Annotated in this window: 10 protein-coding genes; all 10 read left to right on the top strand. The window is 63.0% G+C overall.

The annotated features are described in order from the left end of the window. Nucleotides 1-33: 33 nt before the first annotated feature. Nucleotides 34-837, top strand: coding sequence for an SDR family NAD(P)-dependent oxidoreductase (locus tag E5K00_RS11965; RefSeq protein WP_135463737.1), 804 nt, complete (start codon nucleotides 34-36; stop codon nucleotides 835-837). Nucleotides 838-876: 39 nt separating this feature from the next. Then, a complete protein-coding gene (locus E5K00_RS11960; RefSeq protein ID WP_135463447.1) occupies nucleotides 877-4,029 on the top strand; it encodes a SusC/RagA family TonB-linked outer membrane protein in 3,153 nt (1,050 codons plus the stop codon). Between the two features lie 150 nt (nucleotides 4,030-4,179). Next, on the top strand, nucleotides 4,180-5,922 hold the full coding sequence (locus E5K00_RS11955) for a RagB/SusD family nutrient uptake outer membrane protein (RefSeq protein WP_135463446.1): 1,743 nt from the start codon (nucleotides 4,180-4,182) through the stop codon (nucleotides 5,920-5,922). Between the two features lie 100 nt (nucleotides 5,923-6,022). Further along, nucleotides 6,023-7,654, top strand: a complete 1,632-nt coding sequence (locus E5K00_RS11950; protein ID WP_245328266.1) for a GH35 family beta-galactosidase — start codon at nucleotides 6,023-6,025, stop codon at nucleotides 7,652-7,654. Between the two features lie 10 nt (nucleotides 7,655-7,664). After that, nucleotides 7,665-9,626: a sialate O-acetylesterase gene (locus tag E5K00_RS11945; protein ID WP_135463445.1), complete on the top strand. Its 1,962-nt coding sequence runs from the start codon at nucleotides 7,665-7,667 to the stop codon at nucleotides 9,624-9,626. Between the two features lie 47 nt (nucleotides 9,627-9,673). Further along, nucleotides 9,674-12,376: a glycoside hydrolase family 3 C-terminal domain-containing protein gene (locus E5K00_RS11940; RefSeq protein ID WP_135463444.1), complete on the top strand. Its 2,703-nt coding sequence runs from the start codon at nucleotides 9,674-9,676 to the stop codon at nucleotides 12,374-12,376. A gap of 519 nt (nucleotides 12,377-12,895) precedes the next feature. Then, nucleotides 12,896-14,419, top strand: a complete 1,524-nt coding sequence (locus E5K00_RS11935) for a xylulokinase (protein ID WP_135463443.1) — start codon at nucleotides 12,896-12,898, stop codon at nucleotides 14,417-14,419. Continuing rightward, complete coding sequence (xylA, locus tag E5K00_RS11930; RefSeq protein ID WP_135463442.1) at nucleotides 14,397-15,728, top strand: xylose isomerase; 1,332 nt, start codon at nucleotides 14,397-14,399, stop codon at nucleotides 15,726-15,728. The genes E5K00_RS11935 and xylA overlap by 23 nt, the downstream gene beginning before the upstream one ends. Nucleotides 15,729-16,291: 563 nt before the next feature. Then, nucleotides 16,292-19,135, top strand: coding sequence for a bifunctional transaldolase/phosoglucose isomerase (locus E5K00_RS11925; protein WP_135463441.1), 2,844 nt, complete (start codon nucleotides 16,292-16,294; stop codon nucleotides 19,133-19,135). Nucleotides 19,136-19,231: 96 nt separating this feature from the next. After that, nucleotides 19,232-20,791, top strand: coding sequence for an alpha-N-arabinofuranosidase (locus E5K00_RS11920; protein WP_135463440.1), 1,560 nt, complete (start codon nucleotides 19,232-19,234; stop codon nucleotides 20,789-20,791). Nucleotides 20,792-20,843 lie beyond the last annotated feature (52 nt).

The following is a 20,843-nucleotide window of genomic DNA, read 5'->3' as shown; positions in this document are numbered from 1 at the left end:
CTTGAATACCAAAATACAATGGACATGAAAACCATGCCGCACCTGAATGGCCACGCCATTCACCCCTGTAACCTCACCCACCAGAACAGCTTTTCCCTGGAAGGTCGGCTGGCGCTAATCACCGGTGGCGGCACCGGCATCGGGCTGGAAATAGCCCGCTGCATGACCGACGCCGGGGCCAACGTCATCATCACCGGCCGCCGGGAGGAAGTGCTGAAGGCCGCCGTCGATTCGCTCGGGGAGGCGGCGCACTACGTCGTCAACGACATCGGCGACCTGGCTTCCATCGAGGACATGGTGGCCCAGATTGAAGCCGAACACGGCCCGCTCGACATCGTGGTCAACAATGCCGGCATCAACCTGAAAAAGCCTGCTTTGCAGGTCACGGACGAGGAATTTCACAACATCCTGCACACCAACCTGAACTCGGTATTCGCCCTGACCCGGGCCTGCGCCCGCCGCATGGTAGCCCGGCAGAGCGGCGTGATTCTGATGATTTCCTCGATGGCCGCCTACTACGGCATCGATAGGGTAGTGGCCTACGCCGCGTCCAAGTCGGCGGTGGAGGGCATGGTGAAAGTGCTGGCCTCCGAGTTTTCGGGCGCCAACGTGCGCGTCAACGCCATTGCCCCGGGCTTCATCGAAACCGAGATGAGCCGCACGGCCATGAACAACGACCCCGACCGCCGCGACCGGGCCATGCGGCGCACGCCCATGGGCAAATTCGGCCAGCCCCAGGACATCGGCCACGCCGCCGTGTTTCTGGCTTCCGACGCGGCCCGCTACATCACCGGGGCCTCCTTGCCCGTCGATGGCGGCAACTCCATCGGCTTCTGATCCTCTGACATCGTCAACACCATAAAACTCCCACACTCCATGTATCAACCACTACGCAAAACGGCTTTCTGCTTGAGCTGGCCGTTGTTTGTGGCCTCCGGGCTACCCCTGGCGGGGGCAGTGCTGGCCCCTACCTGGGCGCTGGCGCAAACCGCGCAGCCTATTTCGGGTAAAATCACCAGCGCCGAAAACGGCGAAACCCTGCCCGGCGTCACCATCCTGCAGAAGGGCACCACCAACGGCGTTTCCTCCAACAGCGACGGCACATTTTCGCTGAACGCGCCCGTGGGCAGCACGCTGGTGCTCAGCGCGGTGGGGTTTTTAAGCAAGGAAGTAACCGTGACGGGCAGCACCCTGAACGTGACGCTGGCCTCCGACGTGAAGGCCCTGAGCGAAGTGGTGGTCGTGGGCTACGGGACCCAGAAGAAAAGCCAGGTGACGGGCGCTATTTCGTCGGTGGATGAGCAGGCCCTGCGCGACGTGCCGGTGGCCAACGTGGGCCAGGCCCTGCAAGGCCGGGCGGCCGGCGTCACCATCAGCAGCACCAGCACCACGCCCGGGCAGGCGCCGGTTATCCGCATCCGCGGCAACCGCTCGTTTTCCGGCTCCAACGACCCGCTGCTGGTCGTCGACGGTGTGCCCTTCGACGGCTCGCTCAACGACCTGAACCCCGACGACATCGTGTCATTGGAAGTGCTGAAGGACGCTTCCTCGACGGCCATCTACGGGGCCCGGGGCGCCAACGGCGTCATTCTGATTTCGACCCGCCGGGGCAAATCGGGCGCGGCCAAAGCCACCTACAGCGGCTACTATGGCGTGAAAGACGCCTACGGCCGCTACGATTTGCAGAACGGGCAGGAGTTCTACAACTACCGCCTCCAGGCCTACCGCGCCCAGAACCCCAACTACGACCCGGCCACGCCGGCCTTCCTGACGGCCGACGAGCGGGCCAACTACGCCGCCGGCCGCACCACCGACTACCAGGACCTGCTGTTCCAGAAGGGCCGCATCCAGAACCACGCCGTCGGCGTGTCGGGCGGCACCGACCTGACCCAGTACTCCGTCTCCCTGGGCTACTACGACGAGACGGGCATCGTGCCGGTGCAGCGCTTTGAGCGCTACTCCCTGCGCGGCACCCTGGACCAGCAAGTGGGCAAGCGGGTGAAAATCGGGCTGAACACGCTCAACACCTACAACACGGCGGAAGACCCCAACATCAACATCCTCAACCAGATGCTGACCACCAGCCCGCTGGCCTCCATCCGCGACGCCAACGGCAACCTGGTGCTGTACCCCAACGGCGACACGGCCGGCTCGAACCCGCTGACCCTGTACGCCCAGGACGCGCACAAGGACCAGACCCGCCGGGTGCGCACCTTCAACAGCCTCTACGGCCAGGTGAACATTCTGCCGGGCCTGGACTACCGCCTGAACGTGGGCCTGGATATCCGCTCCGAAAACAACGGCAACTTCTTTGCCTCGCAGACGCCCCAGAACGGCGGCGGGCAGAACACGGCCTCGCGCTCGGCCAGCTTCGCCTTCAACCTGCTGACGGAAAACATCCTGACCTACAGCCGCACCTTCGCCGAGAAGCACGACTTCAACTTCACCGGCCTCTACAGCTGGCAGGGCTACCGCTTCGACAATACCAGCGTGGGCGTGCGCAACGTGAGTGCCAACAACCAGTACTTCTACAACCTGGGCTCGGGCACGCCCACCTCGGCCGGCAGCAACCGCCAGCGCTGGGACATCGTGTCCTACATGGGCCGCGCGAACTACGCCTTCGACAACCGCTACTCGGCCACCGTGACCATGCGCGTGGACGGCTCCTCGCGCCTGTCGAGCAAAAAGTACCGGCCCTTCCCCTCGGCCGCCGTGGCCTGGAACCTGGCCAACGAGTCGTTTATGCAGGACCAGAGCTGGGTGAGCAACCTGAAGCTGCGCGCCAGCCTGGGCCGCGTGGGCAGCACCGCCGTCAACCCCTACCAGACCCTCGGGGCGCTGGGCCAGGGCATCGGCAACGGCTCCTACAACTACGGCTCCACCGGGGCCGTGGGCGTGGTGCCCAACGCCATTCCGAATGACAAGCTGGGCTGGGAATACACCACCACCACCAACTTCGGCCTGGACTACGGCTTTTTCGACAACCGCGTGAGCGGCTCGGTGGAAGTGTACCAGCAGCGCACCAGCGACCTGCTGCTGCCCGACGCCCTGCCCGCCGCCAGCGGCTACGTTTCGTACGTGCGCAACGCCGGCCAAACCCAGAACCGCGGCCTGGAAGTGACGCTGAATACGGTGAACGTGCGCACCGCCAGCGGCTTCGAGTGGAGCACCGACTGGAACTTCACTTTGAACCGGGAAAAGGTGCTCGACCTGGACCTGCGTAACCTCGACGGCAGCAGCGCCGACGACAAGGGCAACCAGCGCTTCCTCAACCAGCCGCTCTACGTGTTCTACGACTTCCAGAAAATCGGCATCTGGCAGACCGACGAAGCCGACCTGGCCCGCAAGTACGGCTCGAAGCCCGGGCAGATCAAGGTGGAGGACGTGGACGGCAACGGCACCATCAACGCCAACGACCGGGTGATTGTCGGCTCGCGCCAGCCCAAGTACGAGGCCGGCCTGACCAACCGCTTCAAGTTCAAAGGGTTCGACCTGACGGTCGTGGCCCTGACCCGCGTGGGCGCCACCGTCGTCGACCCCACGCTGTTCGGTCCCAACTACTTCACCACCAACACCGGCCGCCGCAACCAGGTGAACCTGAACTACTGGACGCCCACCAACCCCTCGAACGACTATCCGCAGCCCGACCAGACCTCCCGCTCGACCGAGTGGCCGACCTACGGGCAGACCCTGGCCTACCGCAACGGCACCTTTATCAAAATCCGCAGCATCGACCTGGGCTACGCTCTGCCCACGGGCTGGGCGCAGAAAGCCTTCCTGAACACGGCGCGCATCTACGTGCAGGTGCAGAACCCGCTGCTCTGGGCCAAGGACCAGTTCTTCCGCGACAACAAAGCCATTGACCCGGATGCCTTGTCCTACTCCACCCGCCTCGACCCCAGCCAGCCGGGCGGCATTGCCTTCACCGGCGGCAACCCCAACGTGACGACCGGCGGCACCTCGGGCGGCAACGGCGTGAACTACCCCTTCACCCGCTCCTTCATCGTGGGCCTGAACCTGGGCTTTTAATTCAATGAGCGAATGAGTGATTGAGTGAATGAGTGCAGTGTCGTTCAAGTGGCGCGGTTTGCGCGGTTGAAACATCAAACTCACTCATTCACTCAGTCACTTAATCACCGAACTCCTCACTCTTTTCCCGCGCCCCGGCGCTATCCTGATATGAACAAGCTATTTTTGGCCACTCTGGGCACCTTTGGCCTGCTGCTGGGCGCCACCAGCTGCAGCAACGATATTCTGGACGAAAACCCGCAGTCCGTCCTGCTGCCGAGCTTTTTGGGCACCCCGCAGGGCATCGAGGCCGGCGTGACGGGCGTGTACTCGGGCCTGCGCCAGATCTACGGCAACGACGCGGCCTTTTTCACCACCGAAGCCGGCACCGACCTCTGGACCAACGGCATCAGCTCCAGCAGCGGCCTGAACGACTACAGCCCCACCGACCTGACGCCCGTCAACGCCGGCTCCACTTCGTTTATCTGGACGGTGTGCTACCAGCAGATCAACAACGCCAACGGCGTGCTGAAGTATTCGAATGAAGTGCAGGGCATGGACCCGGCCCGTCTCAAGCAGCTGGTGGCCGAAACCAAGCTGCTGCGGGCCCAGTACTACTTCGTGCTGGTGCGGCACTTCGGCGACGTGCCGCTGATGCTGTCCTTCATCGACCAGCCCACCAAGGACATCAGCCGCGCCCCGCTGGCCGACGTGTACGCGCAGATCGTGACGGACCTCACCGAGGCCATGAACAGCATTGCCGACAAGCCCGCCCAGCCAGGCCGCGTGACGCGCGCCACCGCCCTGCACCTGCTGGCCAAAGTACACCTCAACCGCGCCACCTCCACGGCCAAGCAAGCCGACGACTACGCCAACGCCGCCAAGTTTGCCAAGGAGCTGATCGACAACCAGGGCCGGTATGGCCTGGGCATGGAAACCGACCCGGCCAAAGTGTTTGAGGAAGGCAACGAGAACGGCAAGGAAGTCATCTTCAACGCCCAGTTCAACGGCGACGCCACCTTCTCGCGCATCGACGGCTTCACCTTCGGGGGCGAAAACGTGGCGGGCTTCAACTTCCGCAGCCGCTACGACCTGCTGCCCAACATGGCCCGCGACATCAACAACGGCCGGCCCTTCGCCCGCCACGTCATCACGCGCTTCCTGGAGAACAGCTACATCCTGCGCGACGCCGCCGGCACCCCCCTGGAAACCGGCGCCGCCCTGCGCAGCACCGATACGCGCTACAACAAGTGGTTTACCACCGTGTACCGGGTGAACTCGCCGGGGGCCAACAGCGGCAGCACCAGCGCCGTGATTGGCGACACCTCCATCTGGTACCCCGGCCGCGAGCTGCCCGCCGCCGTGCTGGCCCGCATTGCCGCCCGCAAGCCGGTGCCCTACCGTGTGTTCCAGCCCAGCCAGTACACTACCGAGTATTTCCCCACGATGAACAAGTTTGACTCGCGCCAGCGCACCTCGGTCAACGGCTTCTCGACCCGCCCCAACATCATCTACCGCCTGGCCGAAACCTACCTGATTGCGGCCGAAGCCTACTTCTACCTCGGCAACGCCGGCCAGGCCAAGGACTACATCAACGTGGTGCGGCGGCGGGCGGCGGCCCCGGGCAAAACCACCCAGATGGAAATTGCCGAAGCCCAGGTTACCATCGACTTTATCCTGGATGAGCGGGCCCGGGAGCTGTGCGGGGAGATGATGCGCTGGTACGATTTGAAGCGCACCGGCAAGCTCATCGAGCGGGTGAAGGCCTACAACCCGCCGCGCGTCAACCTCGCCAACGGAACCTACGGCTCCAACGCGGCCATCAACATCAAGGATTACCACGTGCTGCGCCCCATTCCGCAAACGGAAGTAGACCGCACCAGCGGCAAAATCAAGCAGAACACCGGGTATTAATCCTCCCTTTGGCTGGCCGCCGGACTACGCACAGTGGTTCGGCGGCTTTGCTTATACTGCCCGGCAACGGGCCCTGGAATCCTTAAATAAAATTCGTGTTTTGAGAGCAAACTCACTGTTAGCCAAAATTCTGCTGCCGGGCTTGCTGAGCGTGCTGGCCCTGGCGGGGCAGGCCCAAAACGGTGTGCCCCGGCTGGTAAAAACCGGGCAAAGCACCCAGCTGCTGGTCGACGACAAACCCTTTCTGGTGCTGGGCGGCGAGCTGGGCAACTCCACGGCCTCCAGCACGCCCTACATGCAGCCCGTGTGGCCCCGGCTCAAGGCCCTGAACCTGAACACCGTCATTGCGCCGGTGTACTGGGAGCTGCTGGAGCCCGAGGAAGGCCGGTTCGACTTCACGCTGGTCGACGACCTGCTGCGCGACGCCCGCCGGCACCAGATGAAGCTGGTGCTGCTCTGGTTCGGGGCCTGGAAAAACAGCATGTCGTGCTACGCGCCGGCCTGGGTGAAAACCGACGCGAAGCGCTTCCCGCGGGTGGAAGACGACCAGGGCGTGCCCCAGGAAATCATGACGCCCTTCGAGCCCCGCAACCTGGACGCCGACCGCAAAGCCTTCGTGCAGCTGATGCAGCACCTGAAGCAAGCCGACGGTCAGCAGCACACGGTCATCACGGTGCAGGTCGAAAACGAAATCGGGATGCTGCCCACGGCCCGCAGCCACGACAGCCGGGCCAACGCCGCTTTCCGGCAGCCGGTGCCCGCTAAGCTGCTTGCGTATCTGCAACAGGAGCGCAAGAATCTGAAGCCGGAGTTTGCGGCGCTGTGGCAGCGGCAGGGCAGCAAAACCAAGGGCAACTGGGAGGAAGTTTTTGGCAAAAGCCTGGCTACCGACGAGATTTTCATGGCCTGGCACTACGCCACGTTTACCAATGCCCTGGCCCAGGCCGGCAAGGCCGCTTACCCGCTGCCGATGTACGTGAATGCGGCCCTGAACCGGCCCGGCGTGGCGCCCGGCAACTACCCCAGCGCCGGCCCCTTGCCCCACCTCATGGACGTGTGGCAGGCCGGGGCCCCGGCCATCGACATTCTGGCCCCCGACTTCTACAACCCCGATTTCAAGCACTGGTGCGACCTGTACACCCGCGGCGGCAACCCGCTGTTTATTCCCGAGCACCGCTTCGAGGAAGGCGTGGCGGCCAAGGCGTTTTTCGCGTTTGGCAGCTACAACTGCCTGGCGTTTTCGCCCTTCGCCATCGAGGGCAGCGACACGCTCAAGGGCGCCCCCATCAGCAAGGCCTACGAGCTGCTGCAACAGGTCACCCCGCTCATTACCAAGTACCAGCCGCAAGGCCAGACCCGGGGCTTTTTGCTCTACCAGGATTCGGCGGCCCGCACCACCACGCTCGGCGACTACCGCTTCACGGCCAAACATGAATACACGCTGGGCTGGTCGTTGGGAGCCAAAAAACCGCAATGGACGCCCGGCGGCGCCCTCATCATTGCCGTGGCTCCCGACGAGTTTTACGTGGTGGGCACCGGCGTAGTGCTGACCTGTGAGCCCACCGCCAAAGGCAAGCGCGCCGGCTACCTGCGCGTGGACGAAGGCCACTTCGAGGGCGAAAAGTGGGTGCCCGGCCGCCGCCTCAACGGCGACCAGGACCACCAGGGCCGCCACGTGCGCATTGCCGGCGACGAGTACGGCATCCAGCGCGTCAAACTTTATACGTACTAACTCCTGCTTTATGACCCGGATTACTACTTCCGGCCGCTTCCGCTGGCAACATACCCTGCTGGCGGCCGTGGCCGGCCTTCTACTTGCATCCCCACTACACGCCCAGGTGCGCCTGCCCAAGCTGGTCAGCGACGGCATGATTCTGCAGCGCGACGCACCCGTGGCCGTGTGGGGCTGGGCCTCGCCCGGCGAGAAAGTAACCGTGACGCTGGCCGGCAAAACGGCCTCCGCCACCACCAGTGCCGACGGCAAGTGGCGGGCCAGCCTGCCCCCGCTGAAAGCCGGCGGGCCCTACGAAATGACCGTGGCCGGCGCGAACCGGATTACCCTCAAAGACGTGCTCATCGGCGACGTGTGGGTGTGCTCGGGGCAGTCGAATATGGAAACGCCCATGGCCCGGCTGCGCGACAAGTACCCCGAGGTGGTGGCCCAGGCCAACAACCCGATGATCCGGCAGTTCAACGTCGAGTTGCGCTACAGCTTCAACGGGCCCAAAGCCGAGGTAGCAGGCGGCAAGTGGGTGTCGACGACGCCCCAAAATGTGCTGGCTTTCAGCGGCGTGGCGTACTTTTTTGCTAAAGCCCTCTTCGAGAAATACCACGTGCCCATCGGCCTGATCCGGTCGGCCGTGGGGGGCTCACCCGCCGAGGCCTGGCTGAGTGCCGAGGCGCTGCAAGCCTTTCCGAAGTACGAGCAGGCGGCCGAAAAGGTAAAGGACAGCGTGTACGTGAAAACCACCATAGCGCAGGGCCAGGTGGCTTCGCGGGCCTGGTATGCCGCCCTGCGCCAGGCCGACCAGGGCGTAGCCAAGGGCAGCACGTCCTGGTACGCCACCAGCTACAACGCCACCGACTGGAAAACCATGAAAATCCCCGGCTACTGGGCCGACCAGGGCCTGGGTCCGGTAAACGGCGTGGTCTGGTTTCGCAAGGAAGTAGTGGTGCCGGCCAGCATGGTGGGCAAGCCCGCCCGCCTGGAACTGGGCACTATCGTCGACAGTGACTCGGTGTACATCAACGGGCAGTTTGCGGGCACCACCGGCTACCAGTATCCGCCCCGCAAATACGATTTGCCGGCCACGCTGCTCCAGCCCGGCCGCAACGTGGTGGTGGTACGCGTCATCAACAACGGCGGGCGCGGGGGCTTCACGCTCGACAAGCAGTACCGACTCACGGCGGGCGGCGAAACCCTAGATTTGCGCGGCGACTGGCAGTACAAGCTCGGGGCCGCCACGCCGCCCACGCCCGGCTCGGTGTCCTTCCAAAACCAGCCCGGGGGCCTGTACAACGGCATGATAGCGCCCTTGCTGCCCTACGCCATTAAAGGCGTGCTCTGGTACCAGGGCGAATCCAACACTGCCAAGCCCGAGGAATACCAGCCCCTGCTCACGGTCCTGATTGCCGACTGGCGTAAGCACTGGAACCAGCCCGCCTTGCCCTTTCTGTACGTGCAGCTGGCCAACTTCATGGAGGCCAAAGACCAGCCCACGGAAAGCAACTGGGCCGGGGTGCGCGAAGGCCAGCGCCGCACCCTGGTCGTGCCCCACACCGGTATGGCCGTGGCCCTGGACCTGGGCGAGTGGAACGACATTCACCCGCTGAATAAGCAGGACGTAGGCAAGCGCCTGGCGTTGGCCGCCCAAAAAGTAGCCTACGGCGACAAAAACGTGGTTTCCTCGGGGCCGCTCTACCAAAGTATGCAGGTCAAGGGCAACAAGGTCACGCTCAGCTTCAGCAGCACCGGCAGCGGCCTGGTAGCCAAAGACGGCAAGTCCCTGCGCTACTTCGCCGTGGCCGGGCCGGACAAGAAATTCGTCTGGGCCCAGGCTAAGATTGAAGGCAATAAAGTCGTGGTTTGGAACGACCAGGTGCCCAACCCGGTGGCCGTGCGCTACGCCTGGGCCGACAACCCGGAAGGTGCCAACCTCAGCAACAAGGAAGGCTTGCCCGCCTCGTCTTTTCAGGCGGAGTAGGGCCACAGCGTCCACGTCCAATCCGCACCACCCAACTTCTTCCCCGGATGAAAAATCCTTTCCTTTTTCTGGGCCTGGCCTTGCTGCTGGGCTGTGCTTCGAGTCAGCGCCAGCCCAGCACGACCAGCGCGGCGGCGTCCGAAACGGCTGCGGCGCCCGCCAATCCGGCCGAATTGCCTTTCCGCAACCCGGAGCTGCCCCTCGACCAGCGCGTAGATGACTTAGTGGGACGCCTGACCTTGCCCGAAAAAGTGTCGCAGATGCTTAACGCGTCCCCGGCCATCGACCGGCTCGGCATTCCGGCCTACAACTGGTGGAACGAGGCCCTGCACGGCGTGGCCCGCACCAGTATGAAAACCACGGTGTTTCCCCAGGCCATTGCCCTGGCCGCCACCTTCGACCAGGACGCCATGCTGCGCATGGCCACCATTACTTCCGACGAGGCCCGGGCCGTGCACCACGAGTACGCCCGCCGCGGCGAGCGGGGCATTTACCAGGGCCTCACGTTCTGGACGCCCAACATCAACATCTTCCGCGACCCGCGCTGGGGTAGGGGCCAGGAAACCTACGGCGAAGACCCTTACCTGACCGGGCAGATGGGCATGGCTCTGGTCAAGGGCTTTCAGGGCGACGACCCGAAGTACCTCAAGATTACGGCCTGCGCCAAGCACTTTGCCGTGCACAGCGGCCCCGAGCCGAGCCGCCACGAATTCAACGCCCAGATCAGTGACTATGACCTCTGGGACACGTATTTGCCGGCGTTTCGGGACTTGATTGTGGACGCCAAAGTGGCGGGCGTGATGTGCGCCTACAACGCCTACGCCGGCCAACCCTGCTGCGGCAGCGACAAACTGATGAACCAGATTCTCTACGACAAGTGGAAATTCCAAGGCTACGTCACCTCCGACTGCGACGGGCTCAACGACTTCTGGCAGCACCACAAAACCGACCCCGACGCGGCCACCGCCGCCGCCAACGCCGTGCTCCACGGCACCGACCTGGAGTGCGCCACCGGCCAGCTGTTTACCTACAACTCCCTGCTCGAATCGGTGCAGAAAGGCCTGATCAGCGAAAATCAGCTCGACGTATCGGTGAAACGGCTCTACAAAATCCGCTTCCAGCTGGGCATGTTCGACCCCGTAGAGCAGGTGAAGTACGCCCAGATACCCATGAGCGTGGTGGAAAGCGCCCCGCACCAGGCCCACGCCCTGCGCATGGCCCGCGAGTCGGTGGTGCTGCTCAAGAACGAGCGGAATATGCTGCCGCTGCGCCAGAATCTGAAGAAAATCGTGGTGCTGGGCCCCAATGCCGACAACGACGCCGTGCAGCTGGGCAACTACAACGGCTTCCCGACCACCAACGTGACCCCGCTGGAAGGCATCCGGGCCAAAGTCGGCCCCGGCACCCAGGTCGTGTACATGCAGGGCGTGGATTACGCCAGCAATGTCGTTTACGAAACCTTTGATATTAACCCCAGCTTGGCTTACGAGGGCAAGCCGGGCTTTAAAGCCGAATATTTTCGGGGCCCCAACCTGGAAGGTGCGCCCGTGGCCACCCAGCAGGAAGCCGGCCTTGACCGGTACCTAGCCAATGTGAAGCAGGAAATCGTGCCGGGCCTTTTGTCGGAGAACATTTCGGCCCGCTACCAGACCACGTTTACCCCGCAGAAAACCGAAGAGCTGGCCCTGCAAATCACCGGCGACGATGGATACCGGCTGTTTGTGAACGATAAGCTGGTGCTTGACAACTGGAAAAGCCGCGGCGTGTCGACCACTCAGCACATAATGAAAGTTACTGCCGGCCAGAAGCTGAACCTTCGGCTGGAATACTTCCAAACCGACCGCCGCACTATTCTCAAGTTCACCGGCGCCCACGTCGTGCCCATGAATGCTGCCAACATCCGGGCCCAGGTGAAGGACGCCGACGCCGTTGTTTTCGTGGGTGGCATCTCGCCCCGGCTCGAAGGCGAGGAAATGAAGGTGAACGTGGAAGGCTTCAGCGGCGGCGACCGGACCAGCATTGCCCTGCCCAAGGTGCAAACTGAATTGCTGAAAGTGCTGCACGCCACGGGCAAGCCGGTGGTGTTTGTGATGCTGACCGGCAGCGCCCTGGGCTGCCCCTGGGAAGCCCAGAACCTGCCGGCCATCGTCAACAGCTGGTACGGCGGGCAGGCTACCGGCACGGCCCTGGCCGACGTGCTTTTCGGCGACTACAACCCCGCCGGCCGCCTGCCCGTCACGTTCTACGAGTCGGAAAGCCAGCTGCCGCCCTTCGACAACTACGACATGCAGGGCCGCACCTACCGCTATTTCCGGGGCACGCCGCTGTTTCCCTTCGGCCACGGCCTGAGCTACACCACGTTCCGCTATTCCAACCTGAAAGTGCCCGCCACGGCCGCCACCGGCCAGCCCGTCACCGTCAGCGTGGACGTGCAGAATACCGGGAAGCGGGCCGGCGACGAGGTCGTGCAACTCTACGTGCGCCACCCCGGCGCGCAGGGCCGCGTGGCTTTGCACGCCCTGCAAGGCTTCCGCCGGGTGCCGCTACAAGCGGGGGAGATGCAGACGGTGCAATTCACACTCACGCCCCGGCAATTGTCCCTGCTCAACCAGCAGGGCCAGCGCGCCCAACAGCCCGGCCGGGTGCTGCTCTTCGCCGGTGGCGGGCAGCCCCTGCCACCAGCTGTAGCCAGGAAAAGCGTAGCGCAGGCCGAGCTGATGCTAACCGGCAGCCCGGTGGCCATTGATTAAAAGCTAGAAAGCTAGTTCCCCTCCTCAGATGACTCCGCGAATAAAGCGGACCGGGGTTAGGAGTGGTTGACCAACGCGTCAGAACAAGTTTTAGCACTAGTTCTAAAAGGTTGTTCTATCGTTTCAACCACCCCTAGCCCCGGTCCGCTTTATTCGCGGAGTCATCTGAGGAGGGGAACTGGTTTTTCTAACTCTGGTAACTCCTTTCATTATTCAGTGATTGGGAGGCTACTATTTCCCGAAAAATAATTTCACCCCGTTCACCTACCGCAACCGTTTCCGGAAACGGTTGCGGTATTTTATATTCGAAATTAGCCTTGAAATGAGGTTTTTGGATTGACTTTCCTATCTCTGAGCTATCTATCTTCGAACAACAAGTCCGGTAGATAAGCCGGCTGCCGCCCTGAGTTTCGCCCCCGTCAGCCCGTCGCCAACGACGCTGGCGCTGGCCTTTTCCTCCATACCATTCCCACCCGGCTCAGCCGCTCCACCGGAGCGGAACCGGCCGTACTCCGCCCCATGAAATACCTCCTCGGCTACGACATCGGCAGCTCGTCCATCAAGGCCTCGCTGCTCAACATCGCAACCGGCCGGTGCGTGGCCTCGGTCACCTCGCCGCAGAAGGAGATGGAAATAACCGCGCTCCAGCCCGACTGGGCCGAGCAGCGCCCCGAGCGGTGGTGGCAGGAAGTGGTGAATGCCACCCTACAGCTGCGCGCCGCCCACGACTTCGACCCGGCCCTGATTGCCGGTATCGGCATCACCTACCAGATGCACGGCCTCGTGCTCGTCGATAAGCAAGGCGAGGTGCTGCGCCCCGCTATTATCTGGTGCGACAGCCGCGCCGTGGACTACGGCAACCAGGCGTTCCAGGACCTGGGCCAGGCGTATTGCCTGGAAAACCTGCTCAACTCGCCCGGCAACTTCACGGCTTCCAAGCTGAAGTGGGTGCGCGAAAACGAGCCCGATATCTACGCCCGCATCCACAAAATCCAGCTCCCCGGCGACTACATTGCCTTCAAGCTCACCAATCAGCTTCAAACCACCGTTTCGGGCCTTTCCGAGGGCGTTTTCTGGAACTTCAAGCGGCAGGCCATTGCCCAGGAGCTGCTCGACTACTACGGCATCAGCGCTGCCCTGCTGCCCGAAGTCGTCGACACCTTCTCGGTGCAGGGCCAGCTCACGCCCGAAGCGGCCCGGGAGCTGGGCCTCACGGCCGGCACGCCCATCAGCTACCGGGCCGGCGACCAGCCCAACAACGCCTTTTCGCTCAACGTGCTGCAGCCCGGCGAAATAGCCGCCACGGCCGGCACCAGCGGCGTGGTTTACGGCATCAATGACACCATGACCTCGGATTCCCGCTCCCGGGTCAACTCCTTCGTGCACGTCAACAGCACGCCGGAGCAGCCCAAAAACGGGGTTCTGATGTGCATGAACGGCACCGGCATCCTGAACAGCTGGCTGCGCAAGGTCCTCGGCGACATCAGCTACGAGGCCATGAACCAGCTGGCGGCCCAGGCCCCGGTCGGTGCCGATGGCCTCACGTTTCTGCCTTTCGGCAACGGAGCCGAGCGGATTCTGGAAAACCGCCAGCTCGAAGCCGAATTGCGTGGCCTCAACTTCAACCAGCACGGCCGGGTGCACGTGGCCCGCGCCGCCCAGGAAGGCATCGTCTTCGCCCTGAACTACGGCGTCGACATCATGCGTGAGTCGGGGGTGCAGGTGCGCCAGGTGCGGGCCGGCAACGCCAACATGTTTCTGAGCCCGATTTTCCGGGAGGCCTTCGTGAATAGCGCCGGCGTGGAGCTGGAGCTCTTCAACACCGACGCGGCCCAGGGCGCGGCCCGCGGGGCGGGCGTCGGGGCCGGTGTGTACGCCAGTACTTCCGAAGCATTCAACGGCCTGGAGCGGATTCTGACTCTGGAGCCCACGGCCGAACTGCAAGAGCAATATCAGACGGCCTACGCCCGCTGGCAAGGCATTTTACACCAAATCGTACCCTTACCAACCACCCCTCGGCATGTCATCCAACACGCTTTCTAAAACCGAGTATTTCACCGGCATCGACACCATCCGCTTCGAAGGACGCGAGTCGGACAACCCGTTGGCCTTTAAGTGGTACGACGAAAACCGCCTTGTGGCCGGCAAAACCATGAAGGAGCACCTGCGCTTCGCGGTTTCCTACTGGCACACCTTCACCGGCACCGGCGGCGACCCGTTCGGCCCCGGCACCAAGCACTTCGCCTGGGATGCCCACCACGAAATCATCGGCCGCGCCAAGGACAAGATGGACGCCGCCTTCGAGTTCTTCACCAAGCTCGGCACGCCGTATTATTGCTTCCACGACATTGATCTGGTGGACGAAGGCTCGTCGCTGAGCGAGTATGAGCGCAACCTGGCTACCATCGTGGACTACGCCAAGGAGCACCAGCAGGCCAGCGGCGTCAAGCTGCTCTGGGGCACGGCCAACGTGTTTTCGAACCCGCGCTACATGAACGGGGCCAGCACCAACCCCGATTTCCAGGTGGTGGCCCACGCCGCTACGCAGGTGAAGAACGCCATTGACGCTACCATTGCCCTCAACGGCGAAAACTACGTGTTCTGGGGTGGCCGGGAAGGCTACATGACCTTGCTCAATACCAACATGAAGCGCGAGCAGGAACACATGGCCCGCTTCCTGACCATGGCCCGCGACTATGCCCGCCAGCAGGGCTTCCAGGGCAAGTTCTTCATCGAGCCCAAGCCCGCCGAGCCCACCAAGCACCAGTACGACTTCGACGCGGCCACGGTAATCGGCTTTCTGAAGCAGCACGGCCTGGAAAACGACTTCATGCTCAACCTGGAAGTAAACCACGCCACGCTGGCCGGCCATACCTTCGAGCACGAGTTGCAAGTAGCCGCTGATGCGGGCATGCTGGGCTCAATGGATGCCAACCGCGGCGACTACCAGAACGGTTGGGACACCGACCAGTTTCCCAACAACCTCAACGAGCTGACCGAGTCCATGCTCATCATCCTCGAAGCCGGGGGCTTCCGGCACGGCGGCATCAACTTCGACGCCAAAACCCGCCGCAACTCCACCGACCTCGAAGACATCTTCATTGCCCACATTGCCGGTATGGACACCTTCGCCCGCGCCCTGGTCACGGCCGATGCCATCCTGGAAAAATCGGCCTACCGCACGTTCCGGCAGGAGCGTTACGCCTCGTTTGATTCCGGTGCCGGTGCGGCCTTCGAGAAGGGCCAGCTGACGTTGGAAGATCTGCGCAAAATTGCCCACGAGTCGGGTGAGCCGACGCCCCGTAGCGGCAAGCAGGAGTGGCTGGAAAGCATCATCAACCAGTACATCTAAGAACGGTGTAGAGACGCATACTTGCGTCTCCTCGTTGAACGACAAGCGTTGTTGCGGCGCGGACGACGAGACGCAAGTATGCGTCTCTACACCACCCCGAAGCATCATAAAAGGTGAGTGAGGAAAGCCGGCCGCGCAGGTGCTGCAACGCCTGCCGGCCGACCGTACTTTTTCGCCCGACCAATTGTACTGGCAGCCCGGCTGCCAGCAAGGGTGGGAGAGGAGGAAGCAGAACGAGGCGCACCAGCGCGCAGTGCGAATCGAGGGAGAGCTTTTCGCAGGACGTTGGCGGCTACATCCGCCGGCTGGCGCGCCTCACTGTTTGCTTTCTAGCCCCGCGTCGTAGCGCGAACTGTGTAGTTCGCGTACCCCGCGCCTCTGCAACGATGGTCGTTCAGCCACGCGAACTACACAGTTCGCGCTACCGGTCGCGCTCCGGTTTGCACTGGCCTACCGCAAAATATCAGGTAGGAAATCAGGGATTTATAGCAAAATAAACGGGCCCGGTGAAAGCCTAAAGAAGGAGTTTCCTGATCTTTGGAACGACTTCAAACTGAAACCCTATGAATCCATTAGTTGACATCCGTCAATTCGACCAAAGCATCTGGCTGGACTTTATCCGTCGCAAGATCCTGATCAACGGGGAGTTGCAGCGGCGCATTACCGACGAGGCCCTGCGCGGCGTCACGTCGAATCCGGCCATTTTCGAGAAGGCCATCGGCGGCTCCGACGACTACGACGCGGCCATCCGCAGCCTGGCCCTGCAGGGCAAAACCACCGACGAAATCTACACCGCCCTGGCCGTGGCCGACGTGCAGCACGCCTGCGACCTGTTCCGCCCGCTTTACGACAGCCACGACAACGCTTCCGACGGCTACGTGAGCCTGGAAGTGTCGCCGGAGCTGGTCAACGACACCGAGGGCACGATTGAGGAAGGCATCCGGTTCTGGAAAGCCGTGAACCGGCCCAACGTCATGATTAAGGTGCCGGCCACGCTGGAAGGCCTGCCCGCCATCCGCCGCCTCATTGCCGAAGGTATCAACGTCAACGTGACGCTGATTTTCGGCCTGGAGCGCTACCGCCTGGTGGCCGAAGCCTTTATCTCGGGCCTCGAAGACCGGGTGAAAGCCGGCCTGCCCATCGAGAACATCGACTCCGTGGCCAGCTTCTTCCTCTCGCGCATCGACGTACTGATTGACCCGCTGCTGGAGAAAATTGCCGCCGAAGGGGGCGAGAAGGGCGAATTGGCCCAGTCGCTGGTAGGCGAAGTGGCTTTGGCCAGCGCCAAGCAGGCCTACCAGATTTACCAGGAGATTTTCGCCGGCCCGCGCTGGGAAGCCCTGGCTGCCAAAGGTGCCGACACGCAGCGTCTGCTGTGGGCCAGCACCGGCAACAAGAACCCCAAGTACGACGACCTGAAGTACGTGGAAAACCTCATCGGCCCCAAGACGGTGAACACCGTGCCGGTCGAAACCCTGGATATTTTCCGGGAACGGGGCAAATCGGCCAACCGCCTAGAGGAAGGCCTCGACCAAGCCGCCGAGGTGCTGCGCCGCCTGCCCGAGCTGGGCATCAACCTGGAAGAGCACACCAACTTCCTGGAAGTAGACGGGGCCAAGAAATTCAAGGAGCCCTTCGCCAAGCTGATGGACTCCATCGAGAAAAAGCGCCTGACCTCGCTTGATTCGAGCGTCGCCGAAGCCACCATGCAGCTGGGCCAGTACCAGGCCGCCGTGGACGCCAAAATTCAGGAGCTGAATGCCAAGAACTTCACCGAGGGTTTCTGGAACAAGCAGGCCGATTTGTGGGTGCAGGACGCCGAAGGCCAGCAGAGCATCCGTTCCTTCATGGGCTGGCTGCGCGTGGCCGAAACGATGGTAGGGGCGGTGCCCGAAATCGAGCAGTTCGTCAACGACGTGAAGGCCGCGGGCTTCAAGCACGTGGTGGTCATGGGCATGGGCGGCAGCACGATGGCCCCGATTGTGTTCAAATCGTCCTTCCCGATGGGCTCAACCGGCCTGCCGATGTCGGTGCTCGACACCACCGACCCCGGCACGGTGCGCCAGATTGAAGAATCGGTGCCGCTGGCTGACACGCTGTTTATCGTGGCCAGCAAGTCGGGCACCACGGCCGAGCCCCTGGCCTTCGGCGACTATTTCTACGACCGGGTTAAGCAAATCAAGGGCGACAAGGCCGGCGAGAACTTCGTGGCCATTACCGACCCGGGCTCCAAGTTCGTGACCTCGGCCACCGAGCAGGGCTACCGCCGCATCTTCCTCAACTTCGCCGAAGTGGGCGGCCGGTTCTCGGCTTTGTCGTACTTCGGGCTGGTACCAGCTGCCTTGTACGGCCTCAACATCGGCGAAATTCTGGAGCGGGCTATCCGCATGATGCGCGCCAACGGCGCGTATGGTTCGGTAGAGCAGAATCCCGGCCTGGAGCTGGGCGTGGCCCTGGGCGTATTGGCCCAGCAAGGCCGCGACAAACTCACCCTGATTGTACCCGATTCGCTGGCTGATCTGGGCTTGTGGCTGGAGCAGCTCATTGCCGAAAGCACCGGTAAGGAAGGCAAAGGCATTCTACCCGTGGCCGGCGAGCCCGCCCGCGAGCCGGAAGTCTACGGTCAGGACCGCGTATTCGTGTACGTGGGATATGAAAATGACGCTGACGCCGATAATACGGCCAAGCTGGCTGCCTTGCAGGCCGCTGGTCACCCGGTTATTTCGGTGCGGATGCACGATGCCCTGGACCTGGGCGCGGAGTTCTTCCGCTGGGAAGTGGCTACGGCCGTAGCCAGCGCCGTGCTCGAAATCAACCCCTTCGACCAGCCCAACGTGCAGGCCGCCAAAACCGCTACCGACCGCCTGATGAAGGTGGTGCAGGAGCAGGGCAGCCTGCCCGCCGGCGACGAAGCCAAGGTGACGGAAAACGGCGTGTCGTACTTCTCCGCCGTATCGGGCGGCAGCGCGGCCGAGGTACTCCAGAACTTCTTCGGCCAGGCCAAGGACGGCGACTTCCTCAACATTCAGGCCTACCTGACTGAATCCGACGAGCTGAACAAGGGCCTCGCGGAGCTGCGCACCCAAGTCCAGGAGCAGCTGCACCTGGCTACCACCTCGGGCTACGGACCGCGCTTCCTGCACTCCACGGGCCAGTACCACAAGGGCGGCCCCGACAAGGGCTTGTTCGTGCAGTTCACCGTGGATCATCCGCAGGACCTGGCGCTGCCGGGCCGTTCGTACTCCTTCGGGACGTTCAAGAATGCCCAGGCCGCCGGCGACTTGCAGGCTCTGCACGACTACAACCGCCGCACCCTGCGCATCCATCTCGGCGACAACGCCGAGCAGGGTTTGCGCACGGTGCTGAGCGCGCTGCAGTCGGCGCCGCTGACCGCTAAACGCGCGTAAGAATACGCCCGGGCGGCTGGTTGGGAGGCCGGCCGCCCGGGTTGTTTTTTGCGCTTTCTGTTCTTTCCCCATCGAAAAATTCCCTCAATCCTCTCGATGTTCAACCTGAAGCGCCTTGTGGCGGCAGCCGGCTTCGTGCTGGCCGCGGCTAACCTGACTTTTGCCCAAACGGTACGCCTGACCGTGCAGCCCGGAACCCCGCAGCTGCAAATCAGCAAAGACATTTACGGGCACTTCGCCGAGCACCTGGGCCGTTGCGTCTACGACGGTTTCTGGGCTGATCCCGGCCTGAACGTGCCCAAGCAGGGCCGCATCCGGATGGATATCGTGGAGGCCCTGCGCAAGATTAAAGTGGCCAACCTGCGCTGGCCCGGCGGCTGCTACGCCGACGCCTACCACTGGCGCGACGGAGTAGGGCCCACCACCCAGCGCCCCCATACCATCAACACCTGGTGGGGCGACGCGGTAGAGGACAATTCCTTCGGCACCCACGAATTTCTGGAGCTCTGTAAGCTACTCGGCACCGAGCCGTATCTGGCGGCCAACGTGGGCAGCGGGACGGTGCAGGAAATGGCGAATTGGATGGAGTATCTCAACTCCAACGCCGACACCCCGCTCACCCAGCAGCGCCGGCAAAACGGCCACCCCGAGCCCTACGGCGTGCAGATGTGGGGCATCGGCAACGAAAGCTGGGGCTGCGGCGGCAACATGACGGCCGACTATTACACCGACGTCTACAAGCGCTACGCCACCTTCGCCCACAACTACCCGGGCAGCCCCAAGCTCAGGCGCATCGTGAGCGGGGCCAACGGCGACGACCCCAACTGGACCGAGACGTGCATGAAGAAAATCCCGCTCGACCAGATGTGGGGCCTCACGCTGCACCAGTACACCCTGCCCACCGGCAGCTGGAGCGGCAGCAAGGGCGCGGCCACCGGCTTCGACGAAACCCAGTACTTCAACACGATGAAGAACTGCCTGAGAATGGAACCCATCGTGACCCGGCACGCGGCCATTATGGACAAGTATGACCCCCAGAAAAAGGTGGCGCTGCTGGTGGATGAGTGGGGCGTGTGGACCGACGTGGAACCCGGCACCAACCCCGGGTTTCTGTTCCAGCAAAACTCCCTGCGCGACGCCTTGGTGGCCGGTACCACGCTCAACATCTTCAACAACCACTGCGACCGGGTGCGCGGGGCCAATCTGGCTCAGGCCGTCAACGTGCTGCAGGCCCTGGTGCTGACCGACAAGGAAAAGATGCTGCTCACGCCCACCTACCACGTCTTCGACCTGTATCAGGTGCATCAGAACGCGCAGTACTTGCCCCTACAGTTCCAGAGCCCCGACTACGAGCTAAACGGCCAGAAGCTGCCGGCGCTGAACGCCTCGGCCTCGAAAGACGCCAGCGGGGCGGTGCACATTTCCCTGGTCAACCTCGACACGAAAAAGACCCTGCAGCTGGAAACTACGCTGCCGGGCGTGACCTGGAAAACCGTGTCGGGCCGCATGCTGACTTCCGGCAACGTGAACGACTACAACTCCTTCGACAAGCCGAATAAGGTGAAGCTGGTTGCCTTCAACGGGGCCAAAAAGCGCGGCGGCAACCTGGTCGTGGAGCTGCCCCCGCAGTCGGTGGTGGTGCTGGAGGTGAAGTAACCCCACCCCAACCCCTCCCCTCTGGGAGAGGGGCTTAGGTTAGCATTGCAAT

Origin of the sequence: Hymenobacter aquaticus, from assembly GCF_004765605.1 — a bacterium.
GTDB lineage: Bacteria > Bacteroidota > Bacteroidia > Cytophagales > Hymenobacteraceae > Hymenobacter > Hymenobacter aquaticus.
Note: the sequence above shows the minus strand (reverse complement) of the source record. Positions and strands in the feature narration are given on the sequence as shown.

Bases quoted from the DNA above. Each gene is read 5' to 3' on its own strand.
- E5K00_RS11960 (WP_135463447.1), top strand. From the start codon at position 877: ATGTATCAACCACTACGCAAAACGGCTTTCTGCTTGAGCTGGCCGTTG.
- E5K00_RS11945 (WP_135463445.1), top strand. From the start codon at position 7,665: ATGACCCGGATTACTACTTCCGGCCGCTTCCGCTGGCAACATACCCTG.
- E5K00_RS11935 (WP_135463443.1), top strand. From the start codon at position 12,896: ATGAAATACCTCCTCGGCTACGACATCGGCAGCTCGTCCATCAAGGCC.
- E5K00_RS11965 (WP_135463737.1), top strand. From the start codon at position 34: ATGCCGCACCTGAATGGCCACGCCATTCACCCCTGTAACCTCACCCAC.
- E5K00_RS11920 (WP_135463440.1), top strand. From the start codon at position 19,232: ATGTTCAACCTGAAGCGCCTTGTGGCGGCAGCCGGCTTCGTGCTGGCC.
- E5K00_RS11955 (WP_135463446.1), top strand. From the start codon at position 4,180: ATGAACAAGCTATTTTTGGCCACTCTGGGCACCTTTGGCCTGCTGCTG.
- E5K00_RS11940 (WP_135463444.1), top strand. From the start codon at position 9,674: ATGAAAAATCCTTTCCTTTTTCTGGGCCTGGCCTTGCTGCTGGGCTGT.
- E5K00_RS11925 (WP_135463441.1), top strand. From the start codon at position 16,292: ATGAATCCATTAGTTGACATCCGTCAATTCGACCAAAGCATCTGGCTG.
- xylA (WP_135463442.1), top strand. From the start codon at position 14,397: ATGTCATCCAACACGCTTTCTAAAACCGAGTATTTCACCGGCATCGAC.